The organism is Corallococcus sp. 4LFB, assembly GCF_046520365.1.
GTDB lineage: Bacteria > Myxococcota > Myxococcia > Myxococcales > Myxococcaceae > Corallococcus > Corallococcus caeni.
Genome location: NZ_JBKGHJ010000080.1, coordinates 3,348 through 22,052 on the forward strand (window position 1 = coordinate 3,348; position 18,705 = coordinate 22,052).

The window sequence follows — 18,705 nt, forward strand, 5'->3', positions numbered from 1 at the left end:
CGTCGCCCTCGTGCGCGAGGACCGCCCTGGCGACCGCCGCCTCGTCGCGTACCTCATCGCCCGGCCCGGGCAGACGACGCCCCTGGATGAAGTCCTCCGCGCGCACCTCAAGCAGGGGCTGCCGGAGTACATGGTGCCGCAGCACTTCGTGGCCCTGCCCGCGCTGCCGCTCACGCCGAACGGCAAGGTGGACCGCAAGGCCCTGCCGTCGCCGCAGGTGGAGTCGCAGGAGGACGCCTACGTCGCGCCTCGCGACGAGACGGAGCAGAAGCTCGCGGCCATCTTCGCGGACGTGCTGGGGCTGCGCCGGGTGAGCGTCACGGCGGACTTCTTCCGGCTGGGCGGCCACTCGCTGCTGGCGTCGCAGGCCCTCACTCGCGCGAGCCGCGACCTGGACGTCAGCCTCACGCTGCGCCGGATGTTCGAGGCCCCCACCGTGGAGAAGCTGGCCCGGCTGGTGCGCGGCGACGACGGGGCCGCGAGCCCGCGCAGCGCATCTCGCCCCGCGCCGGCACCGAGCCCGCGCCGCTGTCCCTCATGCAGCAGCGGCTGTGGTTCCTGGAGCAGCTCAACCCGGGCACCGCCGTCTACAACCTGCCCTCCGCGTTCCGCCTCCACGGCGCGCTGGACGTGGGCGCGCTGCGCTTCAGCTTCAACAAGCTGCTGGAGCGCCAGGCGTCCCTGCGCACCTTCGTGCGGTGGGATGAGGGCACGCCGGTGCAGCACGTGGCCCCGGCGCTGACGGTGGAGCTGGAGCCGGTGGACCTGGAGCCCGTCCCCGCGCACACGCGCGAGGAGGACCTGCTGCGCCGCCTCCAGGCGCTGGCGGACGAGTCCATCCCCATCACCGCGCCGCCGCTGTTCCGGCTGACGCTGTTCCGGCTGGGCGCCACCGAGCACGTCCTCTTCTTCATGCCCCATCACCTCATCTGGGATGGGTGGTCGTTCGACGTGTTCCTGCGCGAGCTGGACATCATCTACTCCGCGCTCACCCGGGGCCAGGAGCCCAACCTCCCCGCCCTCCCCATCCAGTACGCGGACTTCACCGAGTGGCACCGCAACTGGCTCCAGGGCGAGGAGCTGGAGCGACAGGCGCGCTACTGGAAGGGAAAGCTCTCCGGGAACCTGCCCGCGCTGGAGCTGCCCACGGACAAGCCGCGCCCCGCGCAGATGAGCCTCAAGGGCGGCACCGAGCCCTTCGTGCTCACCGGCGCGGAGGTGGACGCGCTCACGAAGCTGGGCCGCGAGTCCAACGCCACGCTGTACATGGTGCTGCTCACGGCCTTCAAGACGCTGCTGCACCGCTACAGCGGCCAGGAGGACCTGGTGGTCGGCACGCCCATCCGGGGCCGCTCGCATCCGGAGGTCGAGGACCTGCTGGGCTTCTTCGTCAACACGCTCGTCCTGCGCACGCAGCTGGCGCCGGAGCTGACGTTCCGGCAGCTCTTGGAGCGCGTGCGCACCACGTGCATGGAGGCGTTCGGCCACCAGGACATGCCCATCGAGCTGCTGATGCAGCAGCTGGGTGTGCAGCGCGACCTGAGCCGCACGCCGCTGTTCCAGACGTTCTTCACCTTCCAGGACGTGCGCAACCGCGGCTCCAGCCTGGGCGACCTCACCTACGGCCAGGTGCACGTGCACGCGCACGCGACGCCGCTGGACCTGAGCTTCTGGGTGAAGGAGACGGCCAACGGCATCGTCGGCGGCATGGACTACAACACCGACCTGTTCGAGCGGGACACCGTCGTCCGCATGCTCGAGCAGATCCGCACGCTGCTGCGGGCCGCGGTGTCCGACGCGGGAGTCCCCGTGTCGCGCCTGCCGCTGCTGCCGGAGACAGAGAAGCAGCGCGTGCTGGTGGACTGGAACGCCACCGAGAGGCCGTTCGACCGGAGCGCCTTCGTCCACACGCTCGTCGCCGCGCAGGCCCAGGCCACGCCCGACGCCGTGGCCCTGCGCTCCGGCGCCGTGACGCTCACGTACCAGCAGCTGCTCCAGCGCGCCCACCAGGTGGCGCATGCGCTGAAGCAGGAAGGCGTTGCCCCCGGAAGCCTCGTCGGCCTCTTCACGAATCGCGGCGCGGACATGGTGGTGGGCCTGCTGGGCATCCTCGAAGCGGGGGCTGGCTACGTCCCGCTGGACCCCGGCTTCCCGCCTGAGCGCCTCGCCTTCATGGTCGAGGACGCGAAGCTGTCGCTCATCGTCACGCAGCGCGCGATCCAGGGCACCCTGCCCTCCACCACGGCGAAGGCGCTCCTCGTCGAGGACACCACGTCGCAGGCGGACACCGCCCCCGAGGTTCCCGGCGTCACACCCGAAGCCGTGGCGTACGTCATCTACACGTCGGGCTCGACGGGCAAGCCGAAGGGCGTGCGCGTGCCGCACCGGGCGGTGGTGAACTTCCTGGGCACCATGCAGGAGGCCCCCGGCCTCTCCTCGCAGGACGTGCTGCTGGCCGTCACCACGCTCTCCTTCGACATCGCCGTCCTGGAGCTGCTGCTGCCCCTCACCACCGGCGCCCAGGTGGTGCTCGCCTCCCGCGACACCGCCTCCGACGGCGCGCTCCTCAAGGCCGCGCTGGAGTCCAACGCCGCCACCGTCATGCAGGCCACGCCCTCCACCTGGCGCCTGCTGCTGGAGGCCGGCTGGCAGCCGCGTCCGGGCTTCAAGGCCCTCTGCGGCGGTGAGGCCCTTCCGCGGGAGCTGGCCGAGGCGCTGCTCGCCCGCGTCGCCAGCCTCTGGAACATGTACGGCCCCACGGAGACCACCGTCTGGTCCACCACCTGGCGCGTGCAGCCTCCCCTCTCCTCCATCCGCATTGGCCGGCCCATCGCCAACACCCAGCTCTACCTCCTCGACGCTCACCTGGCCCCCGTGCCCGTGGGCGTCGCGGGCGAGCTGTACATCGGCGGCGACGGCGTGACGCTGGGCTACCTCCACCGCCCGGAGCTGACGCAGGAGCGCTTCCTGCCCAATCCCTTCCGCCCCGGCGAGCGCATGTACCGCACGGGCGATTTGGCCCGGTGGCTGGCCGACGGCACCGTGGAGTACCTGGGCCGCAATGACTCGCAGGTGAAGCTGCGTGGCTTCCGCATCGAGCTGGGCGAAGTCGAGGCGGCGCTCGCCTCGCATCCCTCCCTGGCCCAGGCCGTCGCCCTCGTGCGCGAGGACCGCCCTGGCGACCGCCGCCTCGTCGCGTACCTCGTGACGAAGCCGGGACAGGGCTACACGGACACGGAGCTCCGCAAGCACCTGCGCTCGCAGCTTCCGCAGTACATGGTGCCGCAGCACTTCGTGGAGCTGGAGGCGCTGCCGCTCACGCCGAACGGCAAGGTGGACCGCAAGGCCCTGCCGCCCCCGGCGGGCACCGCGCGTCCCGTCGAGGACGCCTTCGTCGCGCCGCGCACGCCGACGGAGCAGCACCTGGCGCGCATCTGGCGGGAGGTGCTGGGCATCGCGCAGGTGGGCGTGCACGACAACTTCTTCAACATCGGCGGGCACTCGCTCCTGTCCTTCCAGGTGGTGATGCGCGTCCGGAAGGAGCTGAACCAGGAGCTGCACCCGCGCACGCTCCTGCTCAACACGCTGGAGCAGGTGGCCTCGCAGCTCGCGGCTGTAGCGCCGGCCGCTCCAGCCACCGCCAGGACGCAGCCCGCCACCCCGCCAAAGACTGCCACCCAGGAGACTTCTGTTCCCCTGGCGCAACGCTTGTTCAATAAGCTGAAGCGGAACCTGCCGGGGCGCTCGGACTGAGCGCCCCTCCGAGGAGAATGGTCAGCCCGTGACGCCTTGCTTCTTCGGCACCTCCGAACGACAGCTCTTTGGCATGCACCACCCCGCCCAGGGCGCCGAGCGCGCCACCGGGGTGGTGCTCTGCTATCCCGCCGCCCAGGAGTACATGTTGACGCACTGGGCCTTCCGGAAGCTGGCCGGGATGCTCGCGCGCGAAGGCTTCCACGTCTTCCGCTTCGACTACTACGGCACGGGGGACTCGGCCGGGGAGGTCCACGAGGGCCGCGTGGCCACGTGGGTCCAGGACATCCGCAACGCCGCCAATGAATTGCAGGACGTGACGGGCGTGCAGCGCGTGGCGCTCGTGGGCCTGCGCCTGGGCGCGGCGCTCGCGGTGCGCGCCGCCCTGGAGGGGCTGTCCACCGCCGCGCTGGTGCTCTGGGAGCCGCTGGTGGAGGGCGAGGCCTGGCTCCGGGAGCTGGAGCTGCTCCAGGCGCGCCGGGCCACCCGCACGCTCTTTCCCCAGCCGGAGAGCCCGCTGGAGGTGCGCGAGGAGCTGCTCGGCTTCGCGTTCCCCCGCGCCCTGCGCGACGACGTCCTCGCGCTGGACCTGGCCGCGCTGCCCGCGTGGCCCGCGACGCGCACGCACCTGGTGGCCAGCGCCCCCCGCCCCGAGTACCAGCGCCTCCAGGAGCGCCTGGAGGCGACGGGGCTGCCCTTCCAGCACCACCTGGTGCCCGAGGAGGGCGCGGGAGGCCAGGAGTCCGCGCTCCTGTCCAACCGCATCCTGCAGACCATCACCACGCTGCTGAAGGAGGCCGCGTGATGCGCGAGCGCATCTGCACCTTCGGCCCCGAGCAGAGCCTCGTGGGCATCCTCACGGAGCCCGACCCGGCGAAGGTCCTGCCGGAGGCGCCCGCGGTGGTGCTGTCCAACGTGGGCCTCAACCACCACGTGGGCCCGTACCGGCTGTGGGTGGAGCTGGCCCGGCAGCTGGCGGGGCGCGGCATCACCACGCTGCGCTTCGACTTGTCCGGCCTGGGCGACAGCCGCCCACGCCGCGAGGGCGGCTCGACGAGTTCCAGCGCGCCCGCGAGGAGACGCGCGCGGCGCTCGACTACCTGGAGCAGAAGAAGGGCCAGCGGCGCTTCGCGCTCATCGGCCTGTGCTCCGGCGTGGACAGCGCGCACGCGGTGACGGTGGCCGACGAGCGCGTGGTCGCCGCGGCCTTCATCGACGGGTACACGTACCGCACGCTGGGCTACCACCTGCGCTTCCACCTGCGCTACCTGAGCCCCCGCCGCTGGACCCGCTTCCTGCGCAAGCGCAAGCTGCCCGCCCAGCTGCGCGAGGCCGGCGAGGCCGACGAGGTCTACACGCGCGAGTACCCCGAGCGCTCCCAACTGACGCAGGACTACCAGCACCTGCTGGAGCGCGGCGTCAGCCTGTGCTTCGTGTTCTCCGGGGGCATGGGGCTGTCCTTCAACCACGAGCGCCAGTTCTACGAGATGCTCTCGCCGCTGAAGCTGGAGGGCCGCGTCACCTACGCCTTCTACCCGCGCGCGGACCACCTCTTCTCCGTGCCGGAGGACCGCGCGGAGCTCCTGCGCAAGCTCACCGCCTGGGCCGTGGGCACGGTGCCCCCGCGCGCGCTGACGGGCTGAAGGCCGCCTGTCCGCCCCACGAGCGGGGAGGCGGCTGGGGCCGGGGGTGCGTCAAGCGCTTGTTTCCCTCCCAACGGTCGCCACCTTCGAAGCACACACGTTCTTCGAAGGAGCGCCACCCATGAAGCTCCCCCTGATGGCAGCACTGGCAGCACTCGCCTTCTCCGGACAGGCGTTCGCGCAGAGCCACACCGACCATGAGACTCCGCCCGCGCAGGAGCCGTCCACGGACGCGCCCCAGGACAGCGCGGAGCGCTGGGACAAGCACGGGCGGCTCGGGCGCCGCGGGCACCTCGGACTCCGAGGACCTCAAGCCGGCGGACGAGGCCGACGACAACGCGGTGGCCCCGTCCAGCGTGGATGAAGGCGTCGGCGGCTCCGGCTCCACCGAGCAGGGGAGCAACAGCACCAGCGACCACTCGGCGGCCGCGGAGCCCGGCGCCCCGAACTCGGGCACCCCGGGCAACAAGGGGGCGAAGCTGGAAGTGACGCCGCCGTCCTGGGACCAGAACAAGCAGATGGGCAGCTCCGCCAGCCCCACCACGGGCACGCCGCCGGTGGAAGGCAGCGCGGGCAACTAGCGCCGCGCCCCGGCATCGACAGACATCGCAATGGCACGGGTGGATGGGCTTCGTTTGAGCGAAAGCCCATCCATACCCATTGCGGGGTACAGACCCCCAGGCCTCGCCACCGGTATGTCCTTGCACGGACCGGATGGAAGGAGGCCCCGTCGAATGAATCTCACCGCGCGCGAACAGGCGCTCCTGCTCGAGCTGACCCAGGTGCTCTCCAGCTCCCTGGACTTGACCGAGGTCCTGGGCCGGGCCCAGGGGACCCTCGCGCGGCTGCTGCCCTGTGACTACGCGGCGCTGTGCGTGTCCAGGCCGGAGCGGCCCGGCGACTACGAGTGGATGGGATTGGGGGCGCCGGGCATCCTCTTCGCGCACTACCCGGAGCTGGCGGCGGTGGACCTCGGGCGCGAGCCGGGGGTGAAGCAGCCCAACGCGCCGCCGCTCGACGCGAACCGGCTGTCACGCAAGGAATTGAAGCGCAGCCTCCTGTACCTGCGCTGCCGGGAGCTGGGGCTGCCGCTGGAGCACGTGATGGCGGTGCTGCTGGACCTGCGGCAGGACTGGCATGGAGGCTTCACGCTGTACCGGGAGCACACCCTGCCCTTCTCCGAGCGGGAGCAGGCCCTGCTCGACGACCTGACGCCCTACCTGACGAACACGGTGCGCAACTGCCTGCTGTTCGGGACCGAGGCGACGCGGGGCGACCTGCTGGACGCCCTCTTCCGCCACCAGGGCGCCGAGTGCGTCGTGATGGATCCACCGGAGCACGAGAAGCTGCGGACGCCAGGAGCGACGGAGCTCCTGCGGCGCTGGTACCCGGAGGAGCTGAAGGCGAACGACGCGCGGCTGCCCCAGGAGCTGCGCGAGCACCTGACCCGCCTCCGGGCGCCGGGGACGAAGCGGGTGCCGGGCGTGGACACGTGGACGCGCTCCGGGGGGAAGCACGACCTGAAGGTGACGTTCGTGGAGCTGCCGGAGCAGCGCGGCAGCCGGCCCTGGGTGCTGGTGTTGCAGGAGTGCTCGCGGGCCATCCCGATGCCGGAGGCCTGGCGCCAGAAGCTCTCCAGGCGCGAGGCCGAGGTGGTCCAGGGGCTCCTCAGCAACTGGACGAACGAGACCATCGCCGAGGACCTGGGCGTGACGCTCAACACGGTGAAGACGCACCTGCGCAACATCTTCCCCAAGCTGGGCATCGAGAGCCGCACGGACCTCCTCTACCAGGCCGCCTGGAGGCAGAAGCCGGGGTGAGGAGGTCCAGAGGCGCGCTCAGGGCTCCCGGAAGAACCTCGGGAACAGGGCGCGCGTGGTGCGGGCGGAGAGCAGCAGCGCGTCCTGCTCCTCCGGAGACGTGAGCGTGCGCAGCACCGACTCCAGCTCCGCCACGTGGTCGCCGTCCGCGGCGCCGTGGCCGCGCAGGAAGAGGACCGCCTTGTGGATATTGGGGATGCCGCTGTCCGCGATGAGCCGGTCCACGGCGCCCGGGGCCCGGTTCACGGAGAGGAATTCCAGCACGTAGGCCGTGCCCAGGAACGCGGTGGGCACGCCCGACAGCGTGGTGAAGCGGTTCCACTCCACGTAGGCGCGCACCGCGGAGCAGACCGGCGCGCGCTCCACCCGCTCCTGCGTCCAGCCCAGCGCCGCCAGGTCCTGGAGCAACCACCTCTCGTGGCCGTTCTCCTCGCGCGACTTCTGGAGCAGCAGGTCCGCGAGCGCGGTGTGCTGGCCCTCGCGCTTCATGCGCTCGCCGGACTCCGTGAGGAACTCCGTGCTCCAGCGCACGTACTGGTACGTCTGGATGAGGTAGTGGGCATAGTCATCCTGGCGGATGCGCCCCTCGAAGAGGCGCCGCGCGCCCGGCGTCGCGTCCAGCTCCCGCACGAGCATCCGCGCCTCGTGCCGCAGGGAGTCCAGCCAGTCCGTCCTCGCCGTCTGCTCATGCCTGGGCTGCTTGCACATACACGTCTCCTGACAGGGGCCCGTGGAGGCCCGTTGGGTGTTGCGTTGAGGGTGAAGGGGGGAAGGAGCGCGCCGGCCTTGCGTCAGGCGGCGTCGGCGTCCAGCACGGCGAAGAGGTCCAGCGTCCGCTGGGGAATCCCATCCAGCGCGGCGACGAGCGGCACGGTGAAGCGGTTGAAGGCGGGGTCGAAGTGAGGCGGGCCGATGAAGCGCGCGCCCATCTTGTCCGCGAACAAAGACACGATGCGCGGCATGCGCAGCGACTCCAACTGGCCCTGACGGGCCCGGGCGCGCTGCTCCGGCGTGAGGCGGGGCGCCAGGGGCTGCGTGGGTGGCGGGGGAAACTCCCGGGTCCGCACGCGGAAGCGCTCGCTCACCCAGCCCCGGCGCGCCGCGGCCTGGTAGTAGAGGTCCGCCTCCTCCTGCGAGTCCGTCTCCAGGTTGGCCGCGGCGATCCAGTGGGTGACGCCGCGACGGCGGCTCTCGCGGTAGAGGCCCGCCTGGAGGCGCAGCGCCGTCGCGCGGGGGCTGCCCTGGGTGGCGCAGTAGCGCGTGGTCTCCGCGAACACGCGGCCCGGCGCGAGGAGCTCCGACAGGTCGAGCTTCTTCTCGATGTCCAGCCCCACGAGCGTGTCCGCGAACGCGGCCACCTCCGCGTTGGGCATCAGCAGCCGGGCGGTCGCCACCGGCTCCGCGTCTGAGTAGACGACGACGTGGGCGGTGGTGCGGAGCGTGTCGAAGCAGTCCGCCTCGCGCGGCGCACGCGGGCGCCTGGGCCCCAGCATCCGCATCTCCTCGCCAAAGACCTGGTAACGGACGCGGAGCGCGTCATCCAGTTCACGCTGTGCTGTCGCGACACGGCAACTCCATGAAGACATGGCGGGTCTCGCTTGGTGCTCGCCGGACTGTGTGTCCGGCCCCGACCTTTCATTCGTCGCTGCTCGCCCGAGTGCGCTCACGGGTTGTCTTTTTTGCGATGAGCCCGGCCAACCGCCCGCCGCCTCCGCCCGCCCCGCCCCGCGGCGCATGGTCCGCGTCCCGGATGTGATTCACCTTGGACGGACGCAGGAGGAGGACGCCATGACCGAGCAGACGCCCGAGGCCCCGGGGGCCCCTTCCGACCGCGACCCGCGCAAGCGCAGTCCCTTGGAGCTGAAGGACGCGCTCCTCCAGGTCGCCGACGAGGCCGTGAAGACCCGCGAGGCGATGATGCTCAACGCCGGCCGGGGCAATCCCAACTGGATCGCCACCACGCCGCGCGAGGCCTTCTTCCTGCTGGGCCAGTTCGCGCTCGCGGAGAGCCGGCGGGCCTGGGACGAGCCCGGCGTGGGGCTCGCGGGCATGCCCCGCTCCCCGGGCATCGCCAGACGCCTGCATGACTTCCTGGACGCGAGTGACGACGAGCCCGCCGTGCAGCTGTTGCGCGGCGCCCTGACGTACGGGGAGCACACGCTCGGCTTCAACCCGGACCGGTTCGTCTGGGAGCTCACGGACGCCGTCATCGGGGACAACTACCCGGTTCCGGACCGGATGCTCCCCCACGCCGAGCGCATCGTGCAGGAGTACCTGGCGCGGGAGCTGTTCGCGGGCCGGCCGCCCTCCGGCCGCTTCGACCTCTTCGCGGTCGAGGGCGCCACCGCGGCGATGACCTACCTCTTCCACTCCTTGAGGGTGAACGGCCTGCTGAACAAGGGAGACACCCTCGCGCTGGGCTCGCCCCTCTTCACACCGTACCTGGCGATCCCCCGGATGGACGAGTTCCAGCTGCGCACGGTGGACCTCCAGCAGAGCGCCACGACGAAGGACGGCCGCCCCACCTGGCAGTACCCGGACGCGGAGCTGCGCAAGCTGGAGGACCCGCGCATCAAGGCGTTCTTCGTCGTCAACCCGTCCAACCCGGGCGCGGTGGCCATGCGGAAGGAGTCCGTGCACAAGCTGGTGGAGCTGGTGCGCAAGCGCCGGCCGGACCTGTTGATCATCACCGATGATGTCTACGGCACGTTCGTGAATGGCTTTCGTTCGCTCGCCGCGGAGCTGCCGCGCAACACGCTGCTGGTCTACTCGTACTCCAAGCACTTCGGCTGCACGGGCTGGCGGCTGGGCGTGGTGGCGCTCCATGAAGACAACATCCTGGATGAAGCGTTGGCGAAGCAGCCCGCGAAGGTGCGCTCACGGCTGGAGGCGCGCTACGGCGCCATCGCGTCGCACCCGGGGCGGTTGAAGTTCATCGACCGGATGGTGGCGGACAGCCGGGCCGTGGCGTTGAGCCACACGGCGGGCCTGTCCCTGCCCCAGCAGCTCCAGCTGACGTTGTTCTCGCTGTTCTCGCTGCTGGACAAGGACGGCGTCTACAAGAAGCGCTGCCAGCGCATCTGCCAGGACCGGCTCCAGGCCCTGTGCGAAGGGCTGGGCATCCCCCTGCACGCGGATCCGCTGCGGACGGCCTATTACCAGACGCTCGACCTGGAAGCCTGGTGCCGCGAACAGCTTGGCGAGGACTTCGTCCGCTTCGTCCAGGAGCACCCCGACCCGTTGGACATCGTCTTCACGCTGGCCCGGCGCCACGGCGTGGTGCTGCTCAACGGCACCGGCTTCGACGGACCTCCCTGGTCGGCCCGTGTGTCATTGGCGAACCTGGAAGACAACGCGTATTCCCGGATTGGCCGAGACATCCTGGATGAGGTGCGGCGGGCGATTGAGGCGTGGAAGCAGTCCCGCGGACAGCCGCCGGCGTTGCATTGAAACAGGTGTCTTTTCCGATCCAGGGGGATCGCGAAGGACTCACTGTCCGCAAAGGCAGTACCCCTTCCGAGGTACAGACACGGATCCTCGACCTCGCCAACCTCCCGGCTTGGAAAAGCGACATCACGCCGTCGAACTCAGCAGGGCTGTAGCGAAGGTTCAGGCGGGCCGATTTCCAACCTGAACGCGGGGGTACGCATGCCGGTGAGGTGTGGGGGATGACCAGTCCATCACGACAACGAGGGTGGGACCTTCACGAGCGGATGCTGAGTCACGATCCGACTGCGACCCTGGACGTCTTCATGACCTTCATGGGGCCTCTGGTCCGGGCGCTGGAACGCAATCCGGGATGCTCCCACGACGATGCCAACGACTCCGCTATCGACGCGGTGCTTCATTACCGGGACAACCCCGGCCTCTATGAGGAACAGAAGTCCAGTCTGGTGACGTTCCTCACCTTCATCGCCCGACGGAAAGCCCAGGACCGCTTCCGCTCCGCAACCGCGAGAACCCGGCGAGAACAGGATCCCAGAACGTTCGTCGAACTTCTTCCATCGGCTCCGAATGTGTCCTTGGAGGAGCACGTGGACCTGAAGCGAACGGTGGCGCGCATTGAAGGAGCGGGTTTGTCGGAGCGGGATCTGTCCTGCATCCGGTTGCTCCTCCTGGGCGTTCGCTCCACTGAACAGCTGGCGGAGGCGCTGGGCCTCTCGCAGCTGTCCCAGGACGAGATGCGGCGGGAGGTGAAGCGTCACACCGACCGCCTGAAGAAGCGATTGAAGAGCCTCTGCAAGGAGGACACCGATGACGAATCTTGATTGGTTGAAGCGAGCGGCGGAACGCAGCACCACCGAGCACGGGCTGATGGGTCAGGTGTTCGCCACGTATCAGACGCTGGAGGACTGCTCCGCGAACGCGCTGGCGGACGAACTGGGTTGCGATGAGCAGACGCTGAACATGCTGGCGCTGTGCCGCAGGCCGGCGGGTGAAGCGTTCGCCGAGCAGGTGAAGATCCTCTGCGGCCGCTTCGGCCTGGAGTCGTTCGCGCTCGTCAACGTCCTCCGGCAGGTGGAGATCATGGGGCCAAGCGACTCTGGTGCCGCGAACGAGGCGCCACCACGCGTGACCGCGCTCCAGCTCGCAGCGCGTGACCGGCGCAACAAGCAGGAAGAGCCCTCCTCATGAAGCCGGCCTGGCTGAGGGAGGCGGTGGAGGCCAGCGGCCTTCCTCCGCCAGAGGACTTCCCCTACGACGTCACGGCGGACGCCCTCATGCGTCTGCGCGTGAGGCCGGTGGGCCTGCGAGACCTGTCCTCGGAGAAGGTGCGCCAGTGGCTGGCCCAGCGAGGCCGCACCGTGGAGATTGGCTACCACCGCGCGATGCACGGCTGCATGGTGGCTTGGGAGGGCAAGGGGCTGGTGTTCTTCGACCGGAACGACGGTCCCGACGAACAACGCTTCACCGTGGCCCATGAACTGGGCCACTTCTTCCTCGACCACCTCCTGCCTCGAAAGCGGGCCCTGGACTTCTTCGGAGGCGGCATCCAGGACGTCCTGGACCAGAAGCGACCGGCCACCCGGGAAGAGTCGCTGACATCCGTACTGGAGGGAGTCCCCATTGGCGTGCAGATCCACTTGATGGACCGGGGCCCCACCGGTGCTGTCGGCACGGGCGTGGTGGCACGCTCCGAACAGCGCGCGGACCGGCTGGCCCTGGAGTGGCTCGCGCCTTCGAAGCTTGCACGGCAGGTGATGCAGGACGGACCCGCGGAGACGCAGGAGCAGCGACTGGGACAGCACTTCGGGCTGCCCGGACACATGGCGGAAACCTACGCGCGCATTCTGCGCCGCGAAGAGGGCCGCTCCCGCTTTTCCATTGTTTCATTTCTCGGTGAGGACGCAGGGTGACCATGGGCGGCCACGGGCGCTTTGACGATGACGATGATGAGGAATTGACTGGCGACGAGGACTTCCGCGGTTCGTTCCGCGAGGACCTGGAGCGCACGCTCAACCTGGAGACGTGGGCAGAAGGCCTGGACCTCCAGGTCATCATGGATCGCTACCGACAGGAGATTGGCGGCGCCATCCACAAGGAGGACCAGCTCCGGTCCATCATCCGCCAGGAGCTGCTCCCCCGGCTCAAGACACGGCCTGGAGCGCCCGAGGGCGCCGGGCTCTACCAGTTGAGCCAGGAACAGCTGGCCGACATCCACTCCGGCCTGCTCTTCGCCGGGCAGGTGGAAGCGGTCAACGGCATCTCCGTGACGCATGAGACGCTGCCCCTGGACATCACCCAGCTGGGCATCGCCGCGATTGGCTATGGCGGCACCGCGGGCACCTTCTCACAGCGGTTGTTCCGCCGCGAGGTGACGGTGGACGCGCCGGACCCCTACCAGGAAGCCCTGTCCTATATCGAGATGCGCCAGAACCGCTCGCATCCGGGACGCAGCGGGCCGGACAGCCTGTCGCGGCTCGCGCGGCGAGGCATCCGCGCGTACGCGGAGCGCGCCATCCTGGTGGAGAAGCTGAAGGCCCCATGGCGCATGGGCCAGGGCAATCCCCTCTCCCGGGAGCTCATCACCGGCTCCGGCTACAAGAGCCTGCTGAAGGTGTCGCTGGAGATGCTCGAGCGGCTGATGAAGGCGCATCCCCGCTTCGTCTTCGTCTCCGCGCGGATGGAGGACCGGGGCTTCCTCACCATGGGCCATGCGCTCAGGCCCGGCGAGTTCGTCATCCTCGAGTCCCTGAAGCAGGAGGGGAAGGACATCCTGGACGGATGGCAGTACGACCTGGAGGAGTACGGCCTGGCGCGAGACTTCATCCAGACGTACTCGCACAAGGTCGTGAAGGGGCTGTTCCGCGCCTCGGCGAACGCCCCGCCCCGCGTCTTCTACGCGCACGTCGACCATGCCCACATGGCCGCGTGCATAGCCATCGCGGACAGCATGCTGCGCCCGGAACAGGGCTACCCCATGCTGCTCGACGTCGCGGAAGCCACGTGCCGCAGCGCCTTCGGCGTGGATGGCTTCGAGGGGCTGGTCCAGGACGCCTACGCGCAAGCCGACGCACGCCTTCAATACTTCAACGGTCGCAAGCAACGTCGCTGATGGGGGAACGACAGCATGCCTGACAATGGGAACACCGCCGTACCCGGCCGCAATCCCACGCAGAACGGCGTGGCGCACAACGGGAATGCAGTGAATGGCCAGGTCGCCACGGCGCCCAATGGACAGCGGACGGCATCGCCTCCGCCGGGAGCTCGACCGCCGGGCACTCCGCCCGCGAACGTCCAGATGAACGGACCGCGCCCGACGGGCCCGGGTGCGCCACCGAGGCCTGCCGCCAGCGCGGGGGCCCCACCCCAGTCTCCATCGCCCGGGGGCCCGTTCCCAAGCCGCCTCCCGTGGAGGCTCCGCGCAACGAGGTCGTCCTGCCCCTGCCGGACAAGACGAAGGGGGAGATCGACGCGGCGAAGGAACGTTCGGAGGCGCTCAAGGCCGACCCGGAGCTGGAGAACGCCGTGGGCTTCACCCACTTCGACACCAGCGCGAGCCACGACAATCTCGTCACCGTCCTGTCGACGAAGGAGGACCTGCACCGGCTGGCGTCGCAGACGCTGGTGCGCATCAAGTGCCGCGAGGACGACAAGGCCTACCTGGGCGTCGTCGTACAGGGGCCCTTCGCGGAGCCGAACGCCGTGCCCGCGAACTCCACCATGGCCATTGGCGTGGTGACCCACGGCAAGAAGCTCACGTACACCTTCGAGTACCACGGCCGCGCGGAGGTGGAGATCCTCGGAGAGGAGGTCGCGGGCGTGCTCAAGCCGCACCGCTTCCGGCCGCGGCCGCAGAGCCCCGTGTTCGTGCTCGACGAGGAGGAGAGCGCGAAGGTGCTGGGCGTCAGCGGCGAGATGAGCATCGGGACCGTGGTGGGCTACGAGCGGATGGAGGCGCGCATCAACGCCCGCGACAAGTCCGTGTTGCCCCGGCACACCGGCATCATCGGGACGACGGGCGGCGGCAAGTCCACCACGGTGGCCACGCTCATCCACCGCGCGCAGAGCTCCGGCATCGCCACCATCGTCTTCGACGTGGAGGGCGAATACACGCACGTGGACCGGCCCACCGACCACCACGCGATGGTGGAGACGCTCAAGCGCCGGGGCCAGGGCCCCGAGGGCGTGAAGGACCTGCACATCCATCACCTGGTAGGCCGCGAGAGCCGCAACCCGCGCCACAAGAACAAGCACGCCTTCTCGCTGAACTTCTCCAGCCTGTCGCCCTATGCGCTGGCGGAGATCCTCGACATGTCGGAGGCGCAGCAGGAGCGCTTCCTCAAGGCCTACGACGTCACGAAGCTGCTGCTGGAGGACTTCGAGGTCTATCCCGTGACGGAGGAGGAACGGCGCGATGCGCTGGAAGTGGACGAGCTGTCCACGGGCTACCCGAAGATGACCATCCAGCACCTGCTGGACGTCGTGAACGCCTATCTCTACAGCATGAGCGACGAGGGCAAGGCGGAGGGCAAGGCCCGCCCGCGCCGTGCCGCGAAAGCGCGAGGAACGGTCTCCGAGGAGATCGAGGCGTTGGAGGAGGACGAGGGACCTCCGGCCAACTCGCTGACGCTCTACAGCGTCTTCAAGAACGACCCCGGCAAGGTGATGCGCCGGGTGATGGCGCAGAGCAGCCGCAACGTCATCAGCTGGAAGGCGCTGGCGAGCAAGCTCCAGCGGCTGCGCCGGCTGAACATCTTCGACATGGGAGCCTCGGAAGGCGTGAAGTACGACACCATGCTCTCTCCGGGCCGGGTGTCCGTCATCGACCTGTCGGACACGGAGTCGCCCCAGCTCAACAACCTGGTCATCGCGGACATCCTGAGGGGCATCCAGGAGCGGCAGGAGGCCAGCTACGAGAAGGCCCACCGCGAGGGCAAGGACATCACCCCGGTCCTCATCATCATTGAGGAGGCGCACGAGTTCCTTTCCGCCAGCCGCATCGCGCAGATGAAGACCCTCTTCGAACAGGTCGCGCGCATCGCGAAGCGGGGCCGCAAGCGCTGGCTGGGACTCGTCTTCGTCACCCAGCTCCCCCAGCACCTGCCCTCCGAGGTGCTGGCCCTGCTCAACAACTTCATCATCCACAAGATCACGGACGGGGCCGTCATCAACCAGCTGAAGAAGTCCGTGGGCAGCATCGACGAGAGCCTGTGGAGCCGCGTGTCACGGCTCGCGCCAGGGCAGGCCCTGATGTCGTTCAGCCACTTCACCCGGCCCCTGATGGTGGCCGTGGACCCCGCGCCCGTGAAGCGGCTGCTCGTCGACTAGTCACCCAAAGGCCAGGAACACCGGGGGGCAGGAGCGATATAGAGCGAGCCGCCATGCTCGTCTCCGCGCTCCTCGCCTCCGTCATCGTCGCCCAGGCTCCCGCGTCCCCGGCCTCAGTTGCCGCGGAGGCGCTGGGCCTGGGCCCTGTGCTCGACTCCGTCGTCCACCAGGGCGTGACCTACGCCGCCCTCGGGCGGGGCGGCATCGCCGTGCTCAGGCTCGACGGCGCGGCGCCCCAGCTCGTGCGGCGCATCGAAGAGGGCCGGCGCTTCGTGCGGCTCGTCGTCGTGGGCCAGTCCCTCCTCGCCATCGAGCAGCGCGAGGAGGCCCATGCGTTCTCCCTCGCCACGCCGGAGCAGCCCCGGCCGGACTCGCTGGCCTCCGCGCTGGGCGCGACGCGCGAGCTCACCGTCGTCACCCGGACGCCGCCCCCCACCCAGGCCCCGCCGTCCCCGGCGGCCCCCGCCTCCACCCGGGTCACCGTCACCGCCGTGAACGATGGCGACGTGACGCTCTCCGGGGGCAACGCGGCGGGCCTGGGTGAAGGCGCGCGCGTCCGCATCCGCACGCAGGACTCCCGCGAGGTGGTGCTGCGGGTCGTCGAATCGCGCGAGGACACCGCCGTCGCCCGCCTGGGCCGCGGGGAGAACGTGCGCGTGGGGGACACCGCCGTCGTCACGGACGCCCCCGCCACCGCGCGCCTCTTCTTCCCCGAACCGGGCGTGCCCCGCCTGCGCTACGGCTTCCATGCGCGGCCCTTCCTCGCGCTGGATGCGAAGACGCGGCTGGGCAACTCCGCGCGCGCGGGCGGCCTGCTGCTGGATGCGTTCATCGCGTGGCGCCCGGGCGACCTGCCCCTGGTGCTGAGCGCGCAGTTCGACCCCGTGGGCTTCGGCCTGGGCACGGGCCTGCGCCACACGCCGGGCTCCGCCTACGTCGCGGCGGCCTACTCCACCGCCTTCCTGGAGGTCGGCCTCGGCGCGGGCGCGCTGTTCGGTCAGAAGGAGTGCGGTCCGCGGTTCGACTACGACCCCATCACCTACGAGCCCATCAACGGCCGGACCGTGTGCGACTCCAACGCGGGGCCGTCCTTCCAGCAGGTGCTGCGGCTGGGGGCGCTCGACGGGTTCCACCTCGCCTGGAACTCCGCCATCCTCTCGCGCGACAACCAGTTCCGCTTCGGCTCCGGACGCGGCGAGGTCCAGGTGCCCCTCACGCCCAGCCTCTCCCTCTTCGGCGCGGGCGGGGGCTCCGCCAGCGGGTGGGGCTTCGGCGAGCTGGGCGTGCGCAGCTTCCTCAAGGGCACCGGCGGCTCCGGCACCACCGTGCTCTCCGCCAGCCTGGGCATCGTGTCGCTCTCCGACGGCACCGGCGAGGCCCTCACCGGCCCCTCCATCGCCATCGGCATCGAGCGCCGCCCCTGACGGTCAGTGGCCGGACGCCGTCGACGCGGCGAACTCCTCCGGCACCATCGCGCCGGAGATGGGGAAGTCCCTGGGCGCCTTCTCCCACGCCTTCCCGGCCGCCGGGCGGGCAGCCGTCCGGGAGAGCTGTCCCAGGCCGATGAGCGTCAGCGACAACAGGCCCAGCCCCACGGCCCCCGCGGCCACCTCGTCCACGAGGCCGACCCGGCGAAGGCCGCCCACCCCCAGCAACGGGAGCGCGGCGATGGGCGTGGCCACCCACGCCAGCCACGTGCGCCAGTTCGCGCGAGCCTGTTGCCTCAGTGCGTCGATTGAAGCCATCGGGACGTCCTTCCGAACAGGAGGGTTGTCCAGGAGGATGGGGATGGACCCGGGTCCAATGAAAGGCCCCCGCGCCGTGCTCGCCCGCCTCCTCACGGGCAGGGCGGTGGGCGGGGCGGCCAGGAGGACCGGAGCCCTCCCCGCGCTCAGCCGCTCAGCGCCCGCACGCGCGCCGCGAGGTTCTGCGTGAAGAGCCGGTAGATGTGCAGCGAGGCCGCGTCGTGCGTGGTCAGGAAGTGCTGGAAGCTCTCGCGGGTGATGCGCAGCGCGCGCACCGCCGTCTTCGCGCGCACGTTCGCGGACACGGGGCCGTCCTGCACGAGGGAGATCTCCCCCAGGAACGAGCCCGGCCCCAGCGTGTTGAGGTGCCGCGCGTTCGGCTCGTTGCCGGAGAAGACGTCCACCGTGCCCTCCAGCAGCACGAGCAGGCCCGTGCCAGGGGAGCCCTTCTCCAGCAGCACCGAGCCCGGCGTGACCGCCACGGGCCGCGCCAGCCGGTACAGGTCCTTCATGTCCTCCAGCGTCAGCTCGCCGAAGATGGGGATGGCCTTGAGGAAGCGGTAGCCGCTGGCCTCCGGCACGGTCGCGCCCGCGGCCAGCCGCGCGAGCAGCGCCTCCGCCTCCACGTCCAGGCCCATGCGCCGCAACAGCCGCGCCTTCTCCGTCACCAGGACCGGATCCGCGCGCAGGAGCTCGGAGCTGCTCAGCGCGTCCGCCAGCACCGCGAGCGCCCGGTGCGTGAAGCCTCCGGCGTCCAGTACCTTGCACGTGCGCAGCACCGCCTCGACGTAGCGAGGGTCCTCCGCGAGCACGCCGCCCAGCGCCTCGGCCTCCGCGTGGGCCTGGCCCAGCTCCTGGTAGAGGTCCGCGGCCTCGAAGGGGCGGCCCAGGCGGACCAGGCAGTGCGCCATGGACTCGCGGGCCCCCAGGCCCCGGTAGACCTCCAGCGCGCGCTCCAGCGCCCCACCCCGC

General features: G+C 70.3%; 17 protein-coding genes and 1 pseudogene. 14 read left to right on the forward strand and 4 right to left on the reverse strand.

Features of this window, described 5'->3' with window-relative positions:
- Positions 1-10: 10 nt before the first annotated feature.
- From ACLEQD_RS11610 to ACLEQD_RS11640, 7 genes and pseudogenes are all read left to right on the forward strand, one after another.
- Positions 11-400 (forward strand): annotated as a pseudogene (locus tag ACLEQD_RS11610) (AMP-binding enzyme); the annotation flags it as partial.
- 137 nt (positions 401-537) lie between these two features.
- Positions 538-3,753: a non-ribosomal peptide synthetase gene (locus ACLEQD_RS11615; RefSeq protein ID WP_410383569.1), complete on the forward strand. Its 3,216-nt coding sequence runs from the start codon at positions 538-540 to the stop codon at positions 3,751-3,753.
- 28 nt (positions 3,754-3,781) lie between these two features.
- The gene (locus ACLEQD_RS11620; protein WP_410383570.1) at positions 3,782-4,558 is read left to right on the forward strand and encodes an alpha/beta fold hydrolase; all 777 of its coding nucleotides are present in this window, start codon (positions 3,782-3,784) and stop codon (positions 4,556-4,558) included.
- On the forward strand, positions 4,558-4,929 hold the full coding sequence (locus ACLEQD_RS11625) for a hypothetical protein (protein ID WP_410383571.1): 372 nt from the start codon (positions 4,558-4,560) through the stop codon (positions 4,927-4,929). Before ACLEQD_RS11620 ends, ACLEQD_RS11625 begins: the two co-directional genes overlap by 1 nt.
- The gene (locus tag ACLEQD_RS11630) at positions 4,908-5,396 is read left to right on the forward strand and encodes a hypothetical protein (protein WP_410383572.1); all 489 of its coding nucleotides are present in this window, start codon (positions 4,908-4,910) and stop codon (positions 5,394-5,396) included. The genes ACLEQD_RS11625 and ACLEQD_RS11630 overlap by 22 nt, the downstream gene beginning before the upstream one ends.
- A gap of 197 nt (positions 5,397-5,593) precedes the next feature.
- Positions 5,594-5,977, forward strand: a complete 384-nt coding sequence (locus tag ACLEQD_RS11635; RefSeq protein ID WP_410383573.1) for a hypothetical protein — start codon at positions 5,594-5,596, stop codon at positions 5,975-5,977.
- Between the two features lie 153 nt (positions 5,978-6,130).
- Positions 6,131-7,216 (forward strand): response regulator transcription factor, encoded by a 1,086-nt coding sequence (locus tag ACLEQD_RS11640; protein WP_410383574.1) that lies wholly within the window; start codon positions 6,131-6,133, stop codon positions 7,214-7,216.
- Positions 7,217-7,234: 18 nt separating this feature from the next.
- Here ACLEQD_RS11640 and ACLEQD_RS11645 read toward each other — a convergent pair whose 3' ends face one another.
- Both ACLEQD_RS11645 and ACLEQD_RS11650 read right to left on the reverse strand, forming a co-directional pair.
- Positions 7,235-7,924: an iron-containing redox enzyme family protein gene (locus ACLEQD_RS11645; RefSeq protein ID WP_410383575.1), complete on the reverse strand. Its 690-nt coding sequence runs from the start codon at positions 7,922-7,924 to the stop codon at positions 7,235-7,237.
- A gap of 83 nt (positions 7,925-8,007) precedes the next feature.
- Positions 8,008-8,802 (reverse strand): GNAT family N-acyltransferase, encoded by a 795-nt coding sequence (locus tag ACLEQD_RS11650; RefSeq protein WP_410383576.1) that lies wholly within the window; start codon positions 8,800-8,802, stop codon positions 8,008-8,010.
- Between the two features lie 202 nt (positions 8,803-9,004).
- On the opposite strand from ACLEQD_RS11650, the gene ACLEQD_RS11655 reads away from it, so the two are divergent.
- The 7 genes from ACLEQD_RS11655 to ACLEQD_RS11685 all read left to right on the forward strand — a co-directional run bounded on the left by ACLEQD_RS11655 (position 9,005) and on the right by ACLEQD_RS11685 (position 17,412).
- A complete protein-coding gene (locus ACLEQD_RS11655) occupies positions 9,005-10,666 on the forward strand; it encodes a bifunctional aspartate transaminase/aspartate 4-decarboxylase (protein WP_410383577.1) in 1,662 nt (553 codons plus the stop codon).
- Positions 10,667-10,968: 302 nt separating this feature from the next.
- Positions 10,969-11,484 (forward strand): RNA polymerase sigma factor, encoded by a 516-nt coding sequence (locus tag ACLEQD_RS11660; protein WP_410383578.1) that lies wholly within the window; start codon positions 10,969-10,971, stop codon positions 11,482-11,484.
- On the forward strand, positions 11,471-11,851 hold the full coding sequence (locus ACLEQD_RS11665; protein WP_410383579.1) for a hypothetical protein: 381 nt from the start codon (positions 11,471-11,473) through the stop codon (positions 11,849-11,851). The genes ACLEQD_RS11660 and ACLEQD_RS11665 overlap by 14 nt, the downstream gene beginning before the upstream one ends.
- Entirely contained in the window at positions 11,848-12,573 is a 726-nt protein-coding gene (locus tag ACLEQD_RS11670; protein ID WP_410383580.1) for an ImmA/IrrE family metallo-endopeptidase, read from the forward strand. Before ACLEQD_RS11665 ends, ACLEQD_RS11670 begins: the two co-directional genes overlap by 4 nt.
- A 44-nt stretch (positions 12,574-12,617) precedes the next feature.
- A complete protein-coding gene (locus tag ACLEQD_RS11675) occupies positions 12,618-13,772 on the forward strand; it encodes a hypothetical protein (RefSeq protein ID WP_410383581.1) in 1,155 nt (384 codons plus the stop codon).
- Positions 13,773-14,068: 296 nt separating this feature from the next.
- On the forward strand, positions 14,069-15,988 hold the full coding sequence (locus ACLEQD_RS11680; protein ID WP_410383582.1) for an ATP-binding protein: 1,920 nt from the start codon (positions 14,069-14,071) through the stop codon (positions 15,986-15,988).
- Between the two features lie 53 nt (positions 15,989-16,041).
- The gene (locus ACLEQD_RS11685) at positions 16,042-17,412 is read left to right on the forward strand and encodes a hypothetical protein (protein WP_410383583.1); all 1,371 of its coding nucleotides are present in this window, start codon (positions 16,042-16,044) and stop codon (positions 17,410-17,412) included.
- Positions 17,413-17,415: 3 nt separating this feature from the next.
- Here ACLEQD_RS11685 and ACLEQD_RS11690 read toward each other — a convergent pair whose 3' ends face one another.
- Positions 17,416-17,733 (reverse strand): hypothetical protein, encoded by a 318-nt coding sequence (locus ACLEQD_RS11690; RefSeq protein ID WP_410383584.1) that lies wholly within the window; start codon positions 17,731-17,733, stop codon positions 17,416-17,418.
- Between the two features lie 146 nt (positions 17,734-17,879).
- The coding region (locus ACLEQD_RS11695) for a cyclic nucleotide-binding domain-containing protein (RefSeq protein WP_410383585.1) at positions 17,880-18,705 on the reverse strand (826 nt) is incomplete at its 5' end.